The organism is Metabacillus sp. B2-18, assembly GCF_021117275.1.
GTDB lineage: Bacteria > Bacillota > Bacilli > Bacillales > Bacillaceae > Metabacillus.
The window spans coordinates 1,331,230-1,350,097 of sequence record NZ_CP088245.1 but is presented as its reverse complement, the minus strand read 5'-3'; the positions used below and the strand labels follow the sequence as shown (position 1 = coordinate 1,350,097).

Below are 18,868 nucleotides of genomic sequence, written 5' to 3'. Positions count from 1 at the left end.
CCTGTCTACACTTTCTCTGCCGTTGGATTCGGTGAGATAGCAACATCCGTTTCAACCTCTTGCTCGACTTCAATTTTCCAATTCCTACCGACAGAGATTCCTAAATATTTCTCGTCGCTAGGATCTGTTAACTCTGCTTGTTTATATTTCTCAAACCACCAATACTTCCCTAAAAGCAAATAACTAATTGCTCCAACTACAAATCCCACAATAAACGAGTAATTCGCGAAGATGACGGCAGCTCCTCCTCCAAGAATCCATGAAATTAAACCTGCCCAGTTTATTCCGTTTGCGTAATGGTATTGTCCATCACTTTCATATAAATCAGGTACATTTACCCGACGCTTACGAATCAAATAATAATCAGCAATTAAGATTCCAACAATTGCGGAAAGTACTCCCCCAATAATTAATAAAATTTGTGTAATAATTCCAAACAAACTCCAAGGTTGAACGATGACACCTACAATTCCTGCAACGACAACACCTGCCCAAAATGGAATTTTCGGTCCTCCAACATTTGAGAAGATTGTTGCTGCTGGTATTAAGTTAGCTGTTATATTTGTTGACCATTGAGCAAACACAATCATTAATAAAAGAATACCTAAAATAAGTCCGCTAGCTGATTGTTGTAAAGCTACAACAGGATCATAGTTTGACACAGCCACATAAGAAACGGCACCGATCATTACCATAAATGTTTGAACGATTGGATATGCAATCAAATTTCCTGCTATTTGCGCTTTATTACGCTTAAACCAATTCCTTTCATGTAAAGGCGCTTTTACAAAACGAGATAATGAAGGCATATCAGCTGTTAGCGTTCCCCAAAACCCCATATTAGACATAATAACAACGATAAATGCAGTAACTGCAGCCCCTCCTGTTACAGGACTTTCAATCCAAGACCATACTTCACGGCCCTGTTGTAATGCTTGATCTGATAAGGTGAAATACATCCATCCCGAAATAATAATGATGATAGGTGCTGCCAAGTCAGCAAAACGTTCAACAGCTTTTATCCCTAACGCTGTATTCGCCACTTGGAGAGCACCAAAAATAATGAAGCATACAAACCAATTATCAAATCCAACCATTGTTGCCAAGATCGCGTTCATAGCAGTTGATCCAAAATATGTGTTAACTCCGAACCAGCAAGATGCGACAAAACCACGAACAATCGATGGTATATGTGTTCCCACTGTCCCAAAAGGTGCCCTCATATAAACAGGAAACGATAAACCATGTTCAACCCCAATATCACCTGTCATTGTCATTAGAAAACCAAGTGCCAAAGAGGCAATAATAGTAGCAATAACAACCCAGCCTAAGGATAAGCTTTGTACACCCGCTCCACCAATAGCGAAAGCTGCTAATACAACAGCCATCCCAACCCATATAAATGAAAAGCCAACGGCTCCAATTTTCTTTTTATCATGAGATATCGGTAATAGATCTGGAGACTTCAAGTAATTTTTTGCCATATTAATAACCTCCTAGATTTATCATTTCTTCTTGAAATACAGTTGATAGAGATTCAGGAAAGGCACAAGAGGTGAAATGTAGATTGAAAGCAATCAGCAAAAGGCCGATTGCCTTCTTTGTTTGATGTTTTTTTACAATGGTATCTTTATTTCCAGTTCTCGGACGGAATGTTGTCCATACTTAGCTCTCTTTATAAACTTACCTTTTCCAGCTTTACCTACAAAAAATTTGTCACGAACAACAAATTCTCCTTTAGATAAAACAGAAACAGGTTCTCCGGTTACTGCCATACCTTCAAAGGCATTATAATCGACAGCCATATGATGGGTTTCTGCAGAAATTATTCTCTCTACATTCGGATCAAAAATAACAATGTCAGCATCTGAACCTACTGCTATTGTTCCCTTTTGAGGAAATAAGCCAAATAACTTTGCAGCTCGTGTTGAGGTGATATCAACGAATTGATTTAGGGTAATTCGATTTTTTTTCACCCCCTCAGAGAATAGAATAGTCATTCGATCCTCAATCATTGGACCTCCATTTGGAATCTTTGTAAAATCATTTTTGCCTAAGGATTTTTGCCCATTAAAGTCAAACGAACATTGATCTGAACCTAATGTTTGAAGCTCACCGCTTTTCAAAGCATTCCAAAGAACTTCTTGATGATGTTTCTCCCTAAGTGGTGGTGACCATACATATTTTGCCCCTTCAAAATTTGGTTTTTCTAAATACGTTTTATCTAGAACTAAATACTGTGGACATGTTTCTCCCCACACATCTACCCCTTTACTTCTTGCTTCGGCGATTTTTTCTACGGCATCCTGACATGAAACATGGACCACATATAGTTGTGAATTCGTTAACTCTGTTAATTTTGCTGCTCTGCCTGTTGCTTCACCTTCTATTTCTGGTGGTCTTGTCAGTGCATGATAGATTGGTTCAGTATTCCCTTCCGCCAATGCCTTCTTTGTCAAATAATCGATCACATCACCATTTTCAGCATGGACCATAACTAGCGCACCAAGCTCTTTTGCTGCTTCTAATGTACGGTATAATGTTCCATCATCAGCTTGAAACACATCTTTGTATGCCATAAATACTTTGAATGATGTAATTCCTTCATCGTTTATAACACTAGTAAGTTCACTTAGCACTTCTTCATTAATTTCTCCAATCATTAGATGAAAGCTATAATCAATAACTGCTTTATCTTTTGATTTATCATGCCATGTTTTGATTGCCTTTTTTAATGGTTCTCCTTTGTTTGTTAAACAAAAATCAATAACAGTCGTAGTTCCACCAAATGCCGCTGCAATCGTGCCTGTCTCAAAGTCGTCCTTCGTCACTGTACCTCCAAATGGCATGTCAAGGTGTGTGTGGGGGTCTATTCCTCCAGGAAAGAGATATGCCCCTTTTGCGTCAATGACTTCATCTACTTCTATATGAAGATTACTTCCGATTGCGATAATCTTCTCATTTTCTATTACTATATCTGCCTGGTACGTGTCTACTGCAGTTACAATCGTTCCGTTTGTAATTAACTTTTTCAAGAGAAACACCCCGTTTCATTTTACTAGGTTAACACTACTATTAGTCATAGTTGCTAATACAGATTGTCGCTCATTCCAGCTCATTGGTGGAAGCTCACTTTTCACCTCTACCATATCGATTGCCCCATCTACTGGACATACAATTGAACATAAATTACAACCTACACAATCTTCTTCTCTTACCTTTAATGAAGTCTTTCCTATCGGATCTCTTAGCAAGTCAATACATTGGTGTGATGTATCTTCACACGCAATATGACACTTATTACAATTAATGCAAGTATCATTGTTAATTCGAGCAACTACTTTATAGTTTAAATCCAAATTTCCCCATTCAGAATAATTGGTTACAGACTTTCCAACAACCTCCATGATAGAATTAAGCCCTTTATCATCTAGATAGTTTGATAGACCCTCAATCATATCTTCAACAATTCGAAAGCCATGGTGCATAGCAGCTGTACATACTTGAACTCCAGTTGCTCCCATTAGTAAAAATTCAACTGCATCCTGCCAGTTGGAAATGCCACCTATCCCTGAAATAGGGACATTAATTTTAGAATTTCTTGCACATTCTGCTACCATGTTGAGTGCAATTGGTTTAACTGCTGGCCCACAGTAGCCACCGTGCGCTCCTTTGCCACCAACATGTGGGATTGTTTTCCATGAATGAATATCCACTCCTGCTAAACTATTTATTGTGTTAATCATACTAATGGCGTCCGCTCCCCCCTGTACAGCCGCTTCAGCTGTTACAGTTATATCTGTAATATTAGGAGTGAGCTTTACAATAACTGGGGATGTGGCAACCTCCTTTACCCAAGATGTTTGCTTTTCAACTAATTCAGGGACTTGACCAGAAGCAGCACCCATCCCCCGTTCAGCCATACCGTGAGGACATCCAAAGTTTAGTTCAAATCCATCTACACCGACATCCTCTACCCTTTTTATAATTTCATGCCATTTCTCCTGTTTCGGTTCAACCATTACTGAAGCAATAATTGCATGATGGGGAAATTTCTTCTTTGTTTCGTATATTTCTTTTAAGTTCACCTCAAGTGGTCGATCAGTAATAAGCTCGATATTATTAAAACCTGCTACTCTTTGGCCATTAAAACTAACTGCTGCAAAGCGTGAAGAAGTATTAATGATCGGTTCACCTAAAGTCTTCCAAACAGCACCACCCCAACCAGCTTCAAACGCTCGTTGTACTTGGTATCCGGAATTTGTGGGAGGAGCAGAGGCCAACCAAAACGGATTGGGTGATTTAATTCCGGCAAAATTAATATGTAAATCAGCCATACTTATACCTCCTTATTACCTAAGTCATACTTTACTATGCTGTTTCAATAGCTTCACTACCTAGCTTTTGATGAAGTTCATAGGCAGCTAATTTTCCTTGTTGTGCTGCTGACACAACCATGGCCTCACCTTGACCTTTCCCAAAAATAACATCACCACAAGCGAACACTTTTGGATTAGACGTTTGCTGTGAACCATTTGCAAGAATAACTACTCCAGCCTGATGTTCAACCTCTAGGTTTTCCAGCAATTGATTATGCCTCGATTGTCCGATTGCACGTATGACTGCGTCTACTTCCATCACATACTCAGACCCTTCAATCTCTACCGGGTACCTTCTACCATCCTCACTTTTTTCAGATAATTCCATTTTGATACACTCAAGGCCAATGACTTTTCCAGTTTCATCTGAAATAATTCTTTTTGGAGCAGTTAACCAACTAAATTCAACTCCATCCTGTTTAGCAAACTCAAATTCAAAGTCATAGGCAGTCATTTCCTTAAAGGTACGACGATAAATAATTTTTACGTTTGCTGCACCTAACCTTACAGAACAGGTTGCTGCATCAATGGCTGTGTTACCAGCTCCAATAACCGCGACCTTCTTTCCAATAAGGTTCGTCGGAATCTCTGTTGATTTTGTTTCTTTAACAAAATGAATGGCATCGTAAACTCCAATAGCTTCTTCTCCTTCTATATTTAACTTTGGAACCTGTGCCATACCTGCCGCTAGAATGATAGAATCGTAAGTCCTGAGAAGCGTTTCTACAGAAACATCAGTACCGACCCTAGTGTTTGTTTTGAATTCTACATTCAGCTTTTTCACCTGATCAACTTCCCAATACGTAACTTTTTGAGGTAGACGAAAGGACACAATGCCATATGTGTTTAACCCTCCAGCCTTTTTCTCTGCCTCAAAAATGGTGACTTGATAACCTAATCGAGCTAGCTCTCTAGCTGCTGATAGCCCTGCTGGACCACTTCCTATAATCGCTACACGTTTGCCATTTTTCTTCCCTTCTTTAAAAAGAACCTGTTCATTATGAATGGCCCAATCTGTTGCAAATCTTTGTAGATTTCCTATCATGATTGGCTTAGTAGAATAATTTAGGACACATGCCCCCTCACAAAGTTCCTCTGTTGGGCATACCCGGGCACAACTAGCGCCAACTGGATTTGATTGCATAATTGTCTTGGCAGAGCCTTTTAGATTCCCACTTGAGATTTTTTTGATAAAGGAAGGAATATCAATTCCTGTAGGACATGCCTTGATACAAGGAGCGTCATAACAGTATAAACATCGATTTGCTTCTTCCAAGGCTTCTCGATTTGAAAGTCCTTTTTCCACTTCTTCGAAATTTTGTTTTAGGTCAGTTAACGAAATTTCTTTCCTTTCTCGATTCACCTATAGTCCCCCTTATTCCCCACTTTTTCTATTATTAAGGAAGCTTTTCTTATACCGTATTTAACGAAATAAATAGTAGTTACCCTTCACTCCTTTCTCTTTTCGTATTCATCATATAATGATTGTACTTTCTTATATTTTGTTCGACACCTTACAAAATGTTAAAACGTTCTATTTGTTTCTTTTGCATTTTGTAAGATTATTTTCTTATCTTCTTACTAGGTAACTAGAAACTATCAGTTTTTTGTGAGATTTTATAACAACTTTCTATTTTTTTACTTTAAATGGATTTATAGTAAATATAGAATAAGAAGTGTTTAATAGGATTCTCCACAAAAAAAGACCGCCGATCTAAGATCGACAGCCTTTTTTTAACATTATAAATCAACCAGTATTACGTAATCCAGCTGCAATTCCACTTATTGTTAATAACACTTCCGTTAAGAGCTCTTCATTTGGTTCTTCTTGTTTACGAAGTTCCTTAATGAGTTCTACTTGTAGGAAATTCAATGGATCTACATATGGATTTCTTCGGTGTACAGATTCTTTAATATTTGGTGTATGATCTAGTAGCTCATCATCACCTGTAATTTGAAGAAGAATCGTTTTAGTTTTTTCAAATTCTTCAACGATATTACCGAAAATACGGTCAGCAATTTCCTTATCATTAACTAAAGATGTATATTCTTTAGCTGTTGTGATATCTGCCTTCATTAGAGCCATTTGCAGATTATCAATTGTAGAACGGAAGAAAGTCCATTCCTTGTACATACGTTGCAGAAGCTTTAAGTTATCTTCACTTTCTGAAGCAAAGCTTTCTAAACCTGTACCTGCTGCATACCACGCTGGTAATAATTGACGACTTTGTGTCCATGCAAAAACCCAAGGAATTGCACGTAAGTCTTCAAAACGATTACGGTTTTTACGTTTCATCGGACGTGAACCAATATTCAATTCAGCTAGTTCATTTAATGGTGTTGCTTCTGTAAAGTACGTTAGGAAATCTGGATCTTGGAAAACAAGTGATTGATACTTTTTAAGAGAAACATTTGAAATTTCTTCCATTGCATCTTCCCAAACTTTTTCACGTAAATGTTGTTGCTCTGAATTCTTTGAAAGATTAACAGATGCCTCAAGTAATGTAGATGTTGCTTGTTCTAGGCTTCGGTAAGCAATATCCTCAATAAGATAGCGAGAAGAAAGCACTTCACCTTGTTCAGTTATCTTCACACCATCTCCTAGTGTTTCAGCAGGCTGAGAAAGAATACTGCGGTTTAATGGACCGCCTCCACGACCTAGTGATCCACCACGTCCATGGAAGAATTTCAAGCCAATCTGATAACTCTTTGCCATATCATGAATTTCGAGCTGAGCTTTGTAAAGCTTCCAGTTTGCTGTAACCGTTCCACCATCTTTACTTCCATCAGAATAACCAAGCATGATTTCTTGGGAATCTCCATGAATTTTTAGGTGGTTACGGTAAACATCCATATTAAATAATGTTTCCATAATTTTTGGACCAGCAATTAAGTCATCTACTGTTTCCAGAAGTGGAGCAACATTTAAATGACTTTCCACTGTACCATCAGCATGAAGACGGTAAATACCTGCTTCTTTTGCAAGTACCAATACTTCAAGCAAATCACTTGCAGATTGAGTCATACTGATAAGATAAACAAGAATTGATTTTTTCCCAAATGTATCATGTGCCTTTTTGATCATTGTGAAAACTTTAATCATTTCTTGCGTTTCTTTTGAGTAATCTTCATTTAATAATAAAACAGGACGAGGATCTTTTAATACACTCTCTAATGTTTTAATTTTTTCTTCTTCACTAAGAGCTGAATAATCGTCTGTAACTTTTACTTTACGTAATATTTCTGTAATTGCTGCTTCGTGCTCCCCACTGTGGTTACGAATATCAAGTGTAGCTAAATGGAAACCGAACAGTTGTACTTGACGAATAAATTTTTTCAACATCTTTAATTCACGTTTTGCAGGCTGATGTGTATCTACACTACGTTGAATAAGATATAAATCCTCTAGTAATTCATCAGACGCTTTGTATCCGATATCTGATTTTCCTACTTCTTCAAGGCGCGCTAATATAATGGCAATTTTTCGACGATATACTTCTGTTTCAACAGGCCATTTTTTATCATTTGATAAGTATGCTTGTTCTTCTTTCTCTACATTTGAAAGAAGTTCTTCACTAACTTGGACCCGTGTACTTGAGTGACTAAAGCGTTTCATTACTTCTATTAATGATTCTTTATATTTCTTTAGAACTAATTCACGATGACTTTCTAATGTTTCCCAAGTCACTTCAGGTGTAACATTTGGGTTACCATCACGGTCTCCACCGATCCATGATCCAAAGCGAAGGAAGTTCGGCACATCCCAGTTATGTCCTGGGAATTGTTCAGAAAGACCTTCTTCCAGATCTTGATGAATCTCTGGAAGTACATCAAAAAATGTTTGTTCAAAATAATATAAGCCGTTACGTACTTCATCCATTACTGTTGGTTTACGATGACGAAGTTCGTCTGTTTGCCAGAGAATTGTTACTTCATTTAATAAGCTATCCTCAAGCTGTTTACGTTCTTTATTAGTAAGCATATTATTATCTAAGCTCTTCAGAATATTACCAATTCGCTTTTGAATTTCAATAACCGAGCGCTTTGTTGCTTCTGTTGGATGCGCTGTTATGATTAACTCTAATGATAACGTGTTCAATACATTTTGAATGGTATTCTCATCAATTTCATTATCTTTTAACGATAAAATGGCACTTTCAATTGATGCTGGTTGAACAACATGATCATCTTGGAGCTGATATTCACGACGGCGACGAATTCGGTGATTAGATTCTGCGGCATTAATTAGATGGAAATAAATTGAAAAGGCACGAATAACTTGTTTTCGCATAGGTGCATCCAGGTTTAAAATTTCTTCCTTTAGTTCCTTATATGTTTGCTCGTCAAAGTTATTTCGAAGCGATTTCGCCATCATCCTTAACTTTTCAACTTTATCAAGTAGCTCCGTTCCCCCATGATGAACAATAATTTCTCCTAGAATATGTCCTAGTGATTTCACATCACGACGTAACGGAAGACTGCTGTCATTTATTTCAGTTCTTGCTGTCATTATGTCACCTTCCCTTAGAATTTATTATTCTATTAAATATTAAGATAATTCTATCATATCATCTTTTTAATGGAATTTCATTAAAAATGTTTGAAATTGATATCTATATGAGATTAATCATATGTTTTTGATCTTATTTTCATATCATTGGCAGAAAGAAAGCGCCTTCTATTAGTATATGTCATTTTTTGTCGATTGGTAAGAATATATTTTTCATTCATAAAACACTTAACATGATGATATGATGTTAAGCATTTTTTGTTGGTTCGTTTTTTCCATTGTATGGTGAACTAAAAAGTTCTCGTATACCTCTCTAAAACAACTTGGTCTGAACAAATTTGCAGCATGACCAGCATGCCTTATTTCCTTATAAATCACGTGGGGAATAATACTTTTCAATTCAGTTAACGTGGATTTATATAAACTATCATGCTCACCCATTACCCATAACACCGGGATCGAAAAACCTGCTAATTGGCTTCTCAAGTCATAATTCAGGCGATGCCCTATAGCATTTCTTAAAATTTGATCATCTAACTTTAACCCGAACTTATAGTAGATTTTTTTAGAAATAGCTGAATAAGGATCTAGTATGCTTTCTTTAGGGTAAAGATCATTAGAATATTTTTTCAGCCATGTATCGTAATCTTCATTACGAGTTTCCCAATAAAATCGAAGAACATCTAATAGCCTGGAAGGTGCATTATAATGTCCACCTATAAAGCACAAGCTTTTCACTCGCTTTTTCCATTTGTTTGCAAATATAGCACTTGGATAACAACTATAGCTTAAGGAACAAATATGGGCTTCCTTTATGCCATTTTGATTATAAAATTCTTCTAATTGTTTTACTAAATTATCCAAAGTAAAATGAACATGTTTTCCTATATGTTCTCCATGACCAAGTAAATCATATGTATAAGTATGATAATCCTGATTAAAGTACTCTATTTGTTTCTTAAATGCACGCTTTGTGCCAGTTAAGCCATGGATAAAGATGATACTTTCCCGCATAAAACACCTCCAAAACAACATTTAGAAAAAGTGGGTACTTAAATTTTAATATATGAATGTAAAGAATAAGTAAGTGACCAGTTAAAATATTGTAAGGAAAAAAATTATAGTCAGCCCCTTTCCGGAGCTGACTATTTGTTATTCTATTTTTTCTAATAAAATGGTAACTTTAAACAAATCACCATCAACATCAATATCTAAATGTCCTTCATGTAAATCTATAATCGATTTGGCAATAGCAAGTCCTAATCCAGATCCATCTGTATGACGTGAAGTATCTCCTCGCTTAAAACGTTCAAATAATTCATCCACATCATCACTAAGCTCATATTTTGAGATGTTTTTAAAGCTAATGGTGATTTGACTATTAGCTTCTTTTATACCTATATAAGCACGAGTATGCTCAAGCGAATATTTAAGAATGTTACCAATTAAGTTATCAAATACCCTCCATAACTTTTGTCCGTCGATAAAAGCATAAACAGGTGAATCTGGATTTGAAATTCTAAAATGGATTGTAGACGCCTGGATTGTTTCATTATATTCTGCCAATGATTGTTGAAGAAGTTGAACAATATCCACCTTCGTTTTTGATAGTTCAATATTGCCACTTGCCATTTTCGATGCTTCAAATAAATCGTCAATTAACACTTTTAACCTTTTAGATTTCCGGTCAATGATTTCAATATATGTGCTACGTTCATCTTCAGTTAACTCTGGATTTTTTAACAACTCTGAATACGTAATGATGGAAGTTAGAGGTGTTCTCAAATCATGACTAACATTTGTAATTAGTTCCGTTTTTAACCTCTCACTTTTCGCTTGCGCTTTTTGTGATGTTTTCACTCCATGCTTCATTGTATTTATATCTTCCGCTAATTTTGCAAGTACAGATTTCCCAGCCACTTTTAAATCTGGTTCAAATTGACCAGAAGCAAGAGCACGTGCATTGCGGGTAATTTTATTAAAATATCCAACTTTTCTTACGATCATAATAAAAACAGGAATACCAATAATGAAAAATGCTGGAACATATGCAATCATAAATTCAGGTTCAATAAAAATCGGACCTGCTCCAAGACCAAACAGATAAACAAACCCTAAAAGAAGTAATACTTGAGTTCCAACTCGACGGTTATAAAAAGCTTCTTTTACAATTTTTAAAAGTCTCCCAGTCATTGTTTTTCTTAGGATTTCTCTGTTTTTAGATAAATCTTTTACAATTGGAAATAAGAAAATCAATTGGATAATTGTTAACCCAAGAAATACACTCATGATAAAGAGTTGATTTAATACATCTCTAAACGTGTAATAGTTGTATAAATTTGGAAAGTCTGTAATAAATACTAGTGAAATTATTACTGTGATTCCTGAGAGAGTAACTGCTAGATCAAGTGGAAGTCTATTATAAGTTTCTCGTAATTTATGAGAACTTATTTTATTTAAAATTTGTATTTTTCTACCTATAAATAAACTAACAAAAAATGCCACAATTGAACCAATTGTATAGATCCAAAATAACTTTCTTTGTTGATCATATTGCTCATATGAAACCATTATGGCATTAGAACTTGAAACTCCTTCTCGAAGACCGATTTTCCCTTCATACAAAGAATTTGCTTGATCTTCAGAAATAAGATCTTCGTATCCATATATAAACGAAAGCTCAGCTATATCTAAATAGCCATTACTTTTTGAAGGAAATTGATCAATATGAAGCATTTTATCTGATGACATATACTTGTCTACTTCTTCTTGATCCTTCGTAGGTAGATTTGTATAAATCTCTCCAGTTGAGGTATTTACCAAGTAATAAGAAAAAGCCTCATCATAAATACGAAAATCCTGCCGGTATGTTGCCAGCTCTTTATAGTACTCATCTACTCTTTGTGCTTTTTCTTTTCTAATTTTTTCTTCAACGTACTCATCACTTTCAAAATTTTTCGTAATGTCCGCTATTTTTGCATCTCTTTCTTTAATATACAAATCTGCTTGATCTTGATTATTATTAGCCTGTGCTTCTTGAATCCTTGATACATATTGTTGCTCTATGCTACTAATCTGATCGGACAATTCACCATACATGAAACGATGCTCATCTATTTCTTCCTTTGATACGGTAATAGCCTTTTTCATATCTTCCTTTGTTTGATAATCTATTTCAAACGCATGTAGATAGCTAACATAAGTGCCCACCGTATCTTTATATTGCGAGGTTTTAAAGTAGCTTGTTTTCATATAGTCTTGATCATTTAATAGTGCTGTTAATACACCACTTACTCCATAAGTAAATAAAACAAGCCATAAGATTAGGATGATCCTATTTTTCCATCTTGTATCCAATGCCCCATACCACCTTTAAATATCTAGGATTTTTAGGGTCGATTTCGATTTTTTCTCTAATTTTACGAATATGCACAGCCACGGTATTTTCCGCATTATAGCAAGGCTCCTGCCATACCTTTTCATAAATTTCAGAAATAGAAAACACTCGACCTGCGTTTACCATTAATAGTTCCACAATTTTATATTCAATTGGAGTTAATTTTACTGCTTCTCCATTTACCGTCACTTCTTTTGCTTCTTGATCGATCATTAAACCATTAAGATCAATTAATTGATTTCTTCCTTCAAAATGACCTAGTTTTACATATCTTCTAAGCTGTGATTTCACTCTTGCAATAAGTTCGAGAGGATTAAATGGCTTTGTAACATAGTCGTCAGCCCCTACCTGTAATCCTAAGATCTTGTCAGTGTCCTCACTTTTAGCACTTAAAATATAATTGGGATATTTTTCTTTTCACGTATTTTAAAAGTCGCAGAAATTCCATCCATTCTCGGCATCATAATGTCTAAAACAATTAAATGAACTTCGTTTTCCTGTAAACACTCAATTGCCTCAACGCCATCCTTTGCCAATAACACAGTCATGCCTTCATTTCTCAAGTATATTTCAATTGCTTCACGTATTTCTTTATCATCATCTACTACTAAAACGGTATAATTATTCATCATTCTTTCCTCCTTTCCAAAGTATACCATGCGCTATCTGCTAAGGATGAACTCAGTATAAACAAAAGTTCTTAAATTAAAGGTAGGGAAAATATGAAGAAATTCTTAAGAATTTAAGCTATGTTTAAGTTGTTTAGCGTGAAAACGAGAATCCTCTACCGGAGGGTGAAAGAGAACACAAAAGAAAGGCACAAGAAAAAACCTCCATACTATGTATGAAGGCTCCTCAAGTTTTTCATATAGAAAGTATCAGGGGGGATACTGTCTTTTGCTATATACCCGACTAAAAACATGTTAAACCTAAAAATTTTAATTTTTTTATTTTTATTTTTAATTTCCTGGTTTTCATTGACATTTCACCTAAAAACAGAGAAAATGAACGCGTGTACATAATGTTTACAGGGGGTGAATAAATTAGCTAATAGAAAAGATGTTGCAAGGCTAGCAGGTGTTTCTGAGGCCACGGTTTCACGGGTCTTTAACAACATAGCTCCATTGCGAGAAGAAACTAAGCAAAAAGTATTGCAAGCTGCAAAAGAGCTTCATTATTATCCTAACGTAATCGCACAAAACTTTGCTAAAGGTAAAAGCAACAATATTGGAGTGATTGTACCTTATCTACCTAAGGTCAACTTAATGTCTACCCACTATTTTTCAGAGCTAGTTAGTGGAATTGGTGCAAAACTAGGAGAATCTGGTTATGGATTGTTACTATTATTTCAAACTCCTGATCAACCAAAAGATTATGTTCAGCTTTTTCAATCTCAGCGAGTAGATGGCTGCATTATTCTAGGAGCTAAAAATACTCCGAATGAAATAAAGGCACTTGAAGATCTACATCAACAACAATTGCCATATTGTTTAATTAATCAAACTTTTTCAGAACATACCTTTCACTTTATTGATGGAGATCATGTAGATGGAAGTTATCAAGCAACAACTTCTTTACTTAATAAAGGTTTTGAAAGAATTATCTTCTTAAATGGTCCAAAAGAGTTTTCAAATAGTATCGATCGACTTGTAGGCTATAGGAAAGCATTACAACATAAAGGCATACCATTTAGTAATGACCTTATTTTTGAAGGAAATTATAGCCGAAAAAGCGGCTATATGGTAGCTGAGCAAATTCACTCTTTCCTGCATACATCAAAAGCGATTTTTGCAGCAAATGACCGAATGGCTATTGGACTTATGCAAGGTTTGAATGAACGAGGTTTGCTCGCTTCACAGGATTATTTCATTATCGGCTATGATAACTCAGAAATATCGAGAATGACTTCTCCACCATTAAGTACTGTAAATGTACCTTTATATGAAATGGGGCAAATGGCTGCTGAAAAGGTACTCAACTGTATTTCGCACGGTGACAACAAAAATACTAGCCTAAGACTGCCTGTCACTTTAATTGAAAGACAATCCTCACGCAAAAACTAGTGTCATATAAACCTATGCTCCTTCTTTCACCTCAGAAATGACACTAAACGTTATCAAACGAAGTAACTTGTTTTCTACCAAACTTTAAAAAAGGGGAAATATTATGGAGACAATAAAAGTTGGGATGATTGGTTACAAGTTTATGGGGAAGGCACATAGTCATGCTTATCGTGATCTTCCTCTTTTCTTTCCAAACAGTATGCAACCTGAAATGAAAGTAATTTGTGGACGCAATCCAGAAGGTATTGCACAAGCTGCAAAACAATTCGGTTGGGAGGAATACTCAACAGACTGGAAAACTCTTATTGAACGAAGCGATCTTGATTTAATAGATATTAATGCTCCTAGTGATGTACATAAAGAAATAACCATTGCAGCAGCTAGAGCAGGAAAACATGTTTTCTGCGAAAAACCGTTAGCGCTTACATTGAAGGATTCACGTGAAATGCTTGAGGTTGTTGAAGCAGCAGGTGTTAAGCATATGGTCGGCTTTAATTATCGATTTGCTCCAGCTGTTATGCTGGCAAAAAAATTAATAGCGGAAGGAAAATTAGGTGATATCTATCATTATCGCGCATGGTTTTTACAAGATTGGCTGGTTGACCCTAACTTCCCTCTTGCCTGGAGACTTCAAAAAGATATAGCCGGCTCAGGTTCGCATGGAGATTTAGGAGCACACTTAATTGACTTAGCTCACTATCTAATTGGTGATATGACAGAGGTAATTGGGATGAGCGAAACATTTATTAAAGAAAGACCTCTCCCAACAAACACAACAGGGCTTTCATCAGGTGGTCAAACTCAAGAAGAGAAAGGAAAGGTCACGGTTGATGATGCTACTTTGTTTATGACGCGTTTTGCAAATGGAGCATTAGGTAGCTTTGAAGCTACTCGTTACGGCACAGGTCATCGCTGTACAAATTCCTTTGAGATTAATGGAAGCAAGGGTAGCGTCATCTTTGATTTTGAACGAATGAATGAATTACAAGTCTACTTCACTGAAGACAGAGATGATGTTCAGGGCTTCCGACGTGTGTTAGCAACAGACCCTTCACATGCTTATGCAGAAAACTGGTGGCCGCCTGGACATACAATTGGTTATGAGCACACATTTATCCATGAAATAGTAGAGCTAATGGATGCGATTAAGGGAGACCGTCAGCCTGTTCCAAATTTTCACGATGGTGTGAAATGTCAACAAGTTCTAGAGGCTGTTGATTTATCTATTGAAAAACGACAATGGATAACTGTTTCGGAAGTTTAATAGAGAGGAGAAAAAAGAATGAGTGATAAAAACGCATTAATCGTTTGGGGAGGCTGGGACGGACATGAACCTGAGCAAGTTGCTCAAATTTTCAAATCTATTCTCGAAGAAGAAAACTTCTCTGTAGAAGTATCTTCCTCCCTTGAATCTTACGCAGATCCAGAAAAATTAAAATCCTTTGACCTAATCGTTCCACACTGGACAATGGGTGAAATAGATAAGAAATATGTTTTCAATATTTCAGATGCTGTAGTAAACGGTGTTGGCTTAGCCGGATGTCATGGAAGAATGTGTGATTCTTTTCGCAATAATGTTGACTGGCAGTTTATGACCGGTGGAAATTGGGTTGCACACCCTGGTAATGATGGTGTTGAATATATGGTCAATATCAAGCATTCGACAAGTCCTCTTTTAGAAGGTCTATCTGATTTTAAGGTAGTAAGTGAACAATATTATCTTCATGTAGACCCTGCTGTTGAAGTACTGGCTACAACACGTTTTCCAGTTGTTGATGGTCCTCACGCAACAAACAAAGCAGTAGATATGCCTGTTGTATGGACAAAGCGTTGGGGACATGGAAATGTTTTTTATAATTCATTAGGTCATAAAGCTAATATAATTTCCATGCCAGAGGTTACTCATATCATGAGGAAAGGTTTCTTATGGGCAGCAAACGGCAAAAAACGTGCTGAAGAACTAGTTTTATCTAGTAATGAAAACAGTCGTAATTACACTGGAATGGGTGACAGTCAGTAGATTTAATAATTTCTGGAGGGTCTCTAAATGAAAAAGCTAAAAATAGGAATAATTGGCTGTGGAAATATTAGCTCCATTTACATGGAAAACTGTCAAAAGTTCGAACATCTTGACCTTGTTGCCTGTGCTGATCTAGATTTGGAACGCGCCAAATCACAAGCAACAAAATTCGGAATCCCCCATGCTTATTCTGTTCAAGAGTTACTTGATGACTCTGAGATACAATTAGTTATAAACTTAACGATCCCGAAAGCCCATGCCTTAGTCTGTATTAAAGTACTCGAGGCTGGCAAGCATGTTTATACAGAAAAACCACTTAGCATAACTCGTGAAGAAGGTAAGCAAATTTTAGAAACCGCAAAGAAGAACAATCTCTTTGTTGGAAGTGCACCTGATACTTTTTTAGGAGGCGGCATTCAAACAAGCATCTCTCTTATTGAGAAAGGAGAAATTGGAACGCCAATTGGAGCCTCCGCCTTTATGATAAGCCGTGGCCACGAACACTGGCATCCAGATCCTGGGTTTTACTATGAAATTGGAGGTGGCCCAATGTTTGACATGGGGCCGTACTATATAACTACATTGGTATCTCTTTTAGGACCAATTGAACGGCTTTCAGGTTCAGCCCGTATTAGCTATTCCGAACGAATCATAACAAGTGAACCAAAATCAGGTGAAAAGCTTACAGTCAAAACACCAACTCATATTTCCGGTGTTTTAGATTTTGCGTCTGGTGCTGTAGCAACTCTTACGACAAGTTTTGATGCAATGGGCGGCACCTCCCTTCCCCCAATTGAAATATACGGGAGTGAAGGTACCCTACTTGTTCCTGATCCAAATACATTTGGAGGGCCAGTGCGTATTAGAAAACGTGGTGAAAAAGAATTCACTGATGTACCAGTAACATCTGACTATATCAAAAACAGCCGAGGCCTAGGTGTAGCTGACATGGCAAAAGCCATTTTACATGGAGGTAAGTTCCGGGCAAATGGTGATCTAGCTTATCATGTGTTAGAAGCTATGCATGGATTCCACGATTCCTCTAACAGTGGTATTCATTATAAAATGGAAAGCACATGTGAACGGCCTGAATTGTTGGATTTTTAGTGTTATGGTTGTTTAAAACAATGGGACGCTCTGACTGTTCGTTAGAGCGTCCCATTGTTTTTATGAAGACGTTGAAGATGGTGGGGCTTGTTTGTATTTTTTTGGAGGCTGTGACGAGATTGCTTGGAATGTGGTGACGTGACCAACATGCGATTTGACTTGACCACAGGCCTTTTTGACTGGACCAATTGCAGTTTTGACGTGACTCCTCAAATTTGACGCAACCAACACACATTTCAACTTAACCACTAGTTTAAAAACTAAAGAAAGAAGCCCTAAACAGACTTCTTCCACAAAACATATTTAACTTTTCTCCTCTAGCCCCTCTAAATACTCAACAGCTTGAGACAATGTTGCTACTGGCACAACATCTACCTCATAGCCATTCTTCTCCACCTCTGCTATAACCTCTTGTTCATTTCGATCATAGGAAGTTATGTCCTTCGGAGCAAAGAAGATATCAGCTCCGTCTTCATAGGCTGCTGTAATTTTATGAGTGATTCCACCTATTTGACCTACATTTCCGTTATGATCAATTGTTCCAGTTCCGGCAATTTTATAACCTTTAGTTAAATCTTCAGCAATTAGCTGATTAAGAATTTCTAAGGAAAACATAAGACCTGCTGAAGGACCACCAATATCATCACTTTCAATTTCAACCTCTCTAGAAACCGTTGCCGTAAAATCTTCCTCAGGAACAATACCAATTCCTACTTTACTAGTTGATGGGTCCAGTTTCACCATTTCAACTGTTTTCTTTATTTCTTCTCCTCCGCGAGAGATTGTTAATGTAGCTGAATCACCTTCCTTTTTATTTTGTTCTATATACGAAATAAATTCAGTTGCCTCATACATTTTAATGCCATCAATACTTGTGATTACATCTCCTACTTGAAGAGCATTTTTTGCTGGAGAGTCTGTCAATATTGCACTAACAAAAATGCCATGATATTCAATCTTAACCTCTTCTCCAGCTTGCTTAAAACCGGCAACTAACGCATTTTGTTTTGAATTCTTCATCATAAATTCGAGTAATCTATTATACTCCTGATCTGTTAAGTCCCCTTTAACATCCTCTGCCTCTACAATATCAGTATGTGGAGCAACTAGCCCATAAGCCAATATATAAGGATTCATTGCCTTTATTGACAAAATAGTTGTTAAATGGAAGCTTCCGTCTTCCTTTGTGTACCCATCTTCCACCTTAATTTTTGGCTGCAATGCTTCGATCGAACCTGGTTGATATAGGTAGTAAGGTGTTGGAATGAAAGCCACAATAATTAATAAAAGCATGATTAGAAGGGGGATTTTCAAGTTAATCTTTTTATGTTTCACCATATATGTACTCTCCTCAGGTAGTTATGACTTACGTGCCTTAATCGTTATGAATTA

12 protein-coding genes and 1 pseudogene are annotated in these 18,868 nt (G+C 36.6%); 4 read left to right on the top strand and 9 right to left on the bottom strand.

Annotated elements, in window-relative coordinates:
* Nucleotides 1-5: 5 nt before the first annotated feature.
* The 8 genes and pseudogenes from LPC09_RS06695 to LPC09_RS06660 all read right to left on the bottom strand — a co-directional run bounded on the left by LPC09_RS06695 (nucleotide 6) and on the right by LPC09_RS06660 (nucleotide 12,915).
* The gene (locus tag LPC09_RS06695) at nucleotides 6-1,484 is read right to left on the bottom strand and encodes an NCS1 family transporter (RefSeq protein ID WP_231309281.1); all 1,479 of its coding nucleotides are present in this window, start codon (nucleotides 1,482-1,484) and stop codon (nucleotides 6-8) included.
* Between the two features lie 132 nt (nucleotides 1,485-1,616).
* Complete coding sequence (gene hydA, locus LPC09_RS06690; protein WP_231309280.1) at nucleotides 1,617-3,035, bottom strand: dihydropyrimidinase; 1,419 nt, start codon at nucleotides 3,033-3,035, stop codon at nucleotides 1,617-1,619.
* A 15-nt stretch (nucleotides 3,036-3,050) separates the two neighbouring features.
* Nucleotides 3,051-4,337 (bottom strand): NAD-dependent dihydropyrimidine dehydrogenase subunit PreA, encoded by a 1,287-nt coding sequence (gene preA / locus LPC09_RS06685; protein ID WP_098795987.1) that lies wholly within the window; start codon nucleotides 4,335-4,337, stop codon nucleotides 3,051-3,053.
* Nucleotides 4,338-4,371: 34 nt separating this feature from the next.
* The gene (locus tag LPC09_RS06680; protein WP_231309279.1) at nucleotides 4,372-5,742 is read right to left on the bottom strand and encodes an NAD(P)-dependent oxidoreductase; all 1,371 of its coding nucleotides are present in this window, start codon (nucleotides 5,740-5,742) and stop codon (nucleotides 4,372-4,374) included.
* Nucleotides 5,743-6,126: 384 nt separating this feature from the next.
* Nucleotides 6,127-8,889, bottom strand: a complete 2,763-nt coding sequence (gene ppc / locus LPC09_RS06675; protein ID WP_098796689.1) for a phosphoenolpyruvate carboxylase — start codon at nucleotides 8,887-8,889, stop codon at nucleotides 6,127-6,129.
* 228 nt (nucleotides 8,890-9,117) lie between these two features.
* A complete protein-coding gene (locus tag LPC09_RS06670; protein ID WP_098796690.1) occupies nucleotides 9,118-9,903 on the bottom strand; it encodes an alpha/beta fold hydrolase in 786 nt (261 codons plus the stop codon).
* A 138-nt stretch (nucleotides 9,904-10,041) separates the two neighbouring features.
* Entirely contained in the window at nucleotides 10,042-12,246 is a 2,205-nt protein-coding gene (locus LPC09_RS06665; protein ID WP_098796691.1) for a HAMP domain-containing sensor histidine kinase, read from the bottom strand.
* Nucleotides 12,224-12,915 (bottom strand): annotated as a pseudogene (locus tag LPC09_RS06660) (response regulator transcription factor). The gene LPC09_RS06665 and the pseudogene LPC09_RS06660 overlap by 23 nt, the downstream one beginning before the upstream one ends.
* A 405-nt stretch (nucleotides 12,916-13,320) precedes the next feature.
* Here LPC09_RS06660 and LPC09_RS06655 point away from each other — a divergent pair.
* From LPC09_RS06655 to LPC09_RS06640, 4 genes are all read left to right on the top strand, one after another.
* On the top strand, nucleotides 13,321-14,349 hold the full coding sequence (locus LPC09_RS06655) for a LacI family DNA-binding transcriptional regulator (RefSeq protein WP_098796693.1): 1,029 nt from the start codon (nucleotides 13,321-13,323) through the stop codon (nucleotides 14,347-14,349).
* Between the two features lie 103 nt (nucleotides 14,350-14,452).
* Nucleotides 14,453-15,613 (top strand): Gfo/Idh/MocA family protein, encoded by a 1,161-nt coding sequence (locus tag LPC09_RS06650; RefSeq protein ID WP_098796694.1) that lies wholly within the window; start codon nucleotides 14,453-14,455, stop codon nucleotides 15,611-15,613.
* Nucleotides 15,614-15,631: 18 nt separating this feature from the next.
* The gene (locus tag LPC09_RS06645; RefSeq protein WP_098796695.1) at nucleotides 15,632-16,369 is read left to right on the top strand and encodes a ThuA domain-containing protein; all 738 of its coding nucleotides are present in this window, start codon (nucleotides 15,632-15,634) and stop codon (nucleotides 16,367-16,369) included.
* Nucleotides 16,370-16,396: 27 nt separating this feature from the next.
* Entirely contained in the window at nucleotides 16,397-17,476 is a 1,080-nt protein-coding gene (locus LPC09_RS06640) for a Gfo/Idh/MocA family protein (RefSeq protein ID WP_098796696.1), read from the top strand.
* Nucleotides 17,477-17,779: 303 nt separating this feature from the next.
* Here LPC09_RS06640 and LPC09_RS06635 read toward each other — a convergent pair whose 3' ends face one another.
* Complete coding sequence (locus LPC09_RS06635) at nucleotides 17,780-18,814, bottom strand: SepM family pheromone-processing serine protease (protein ID WP_098796697.1); 1,035 nt, start codon at nucleotides 18,812-18,814, stop codon at nucleotides 17,780-17,782.
* Between the last annotated feature and the right edge of the window lie 54 nt (nucleotides 18,815-18,868).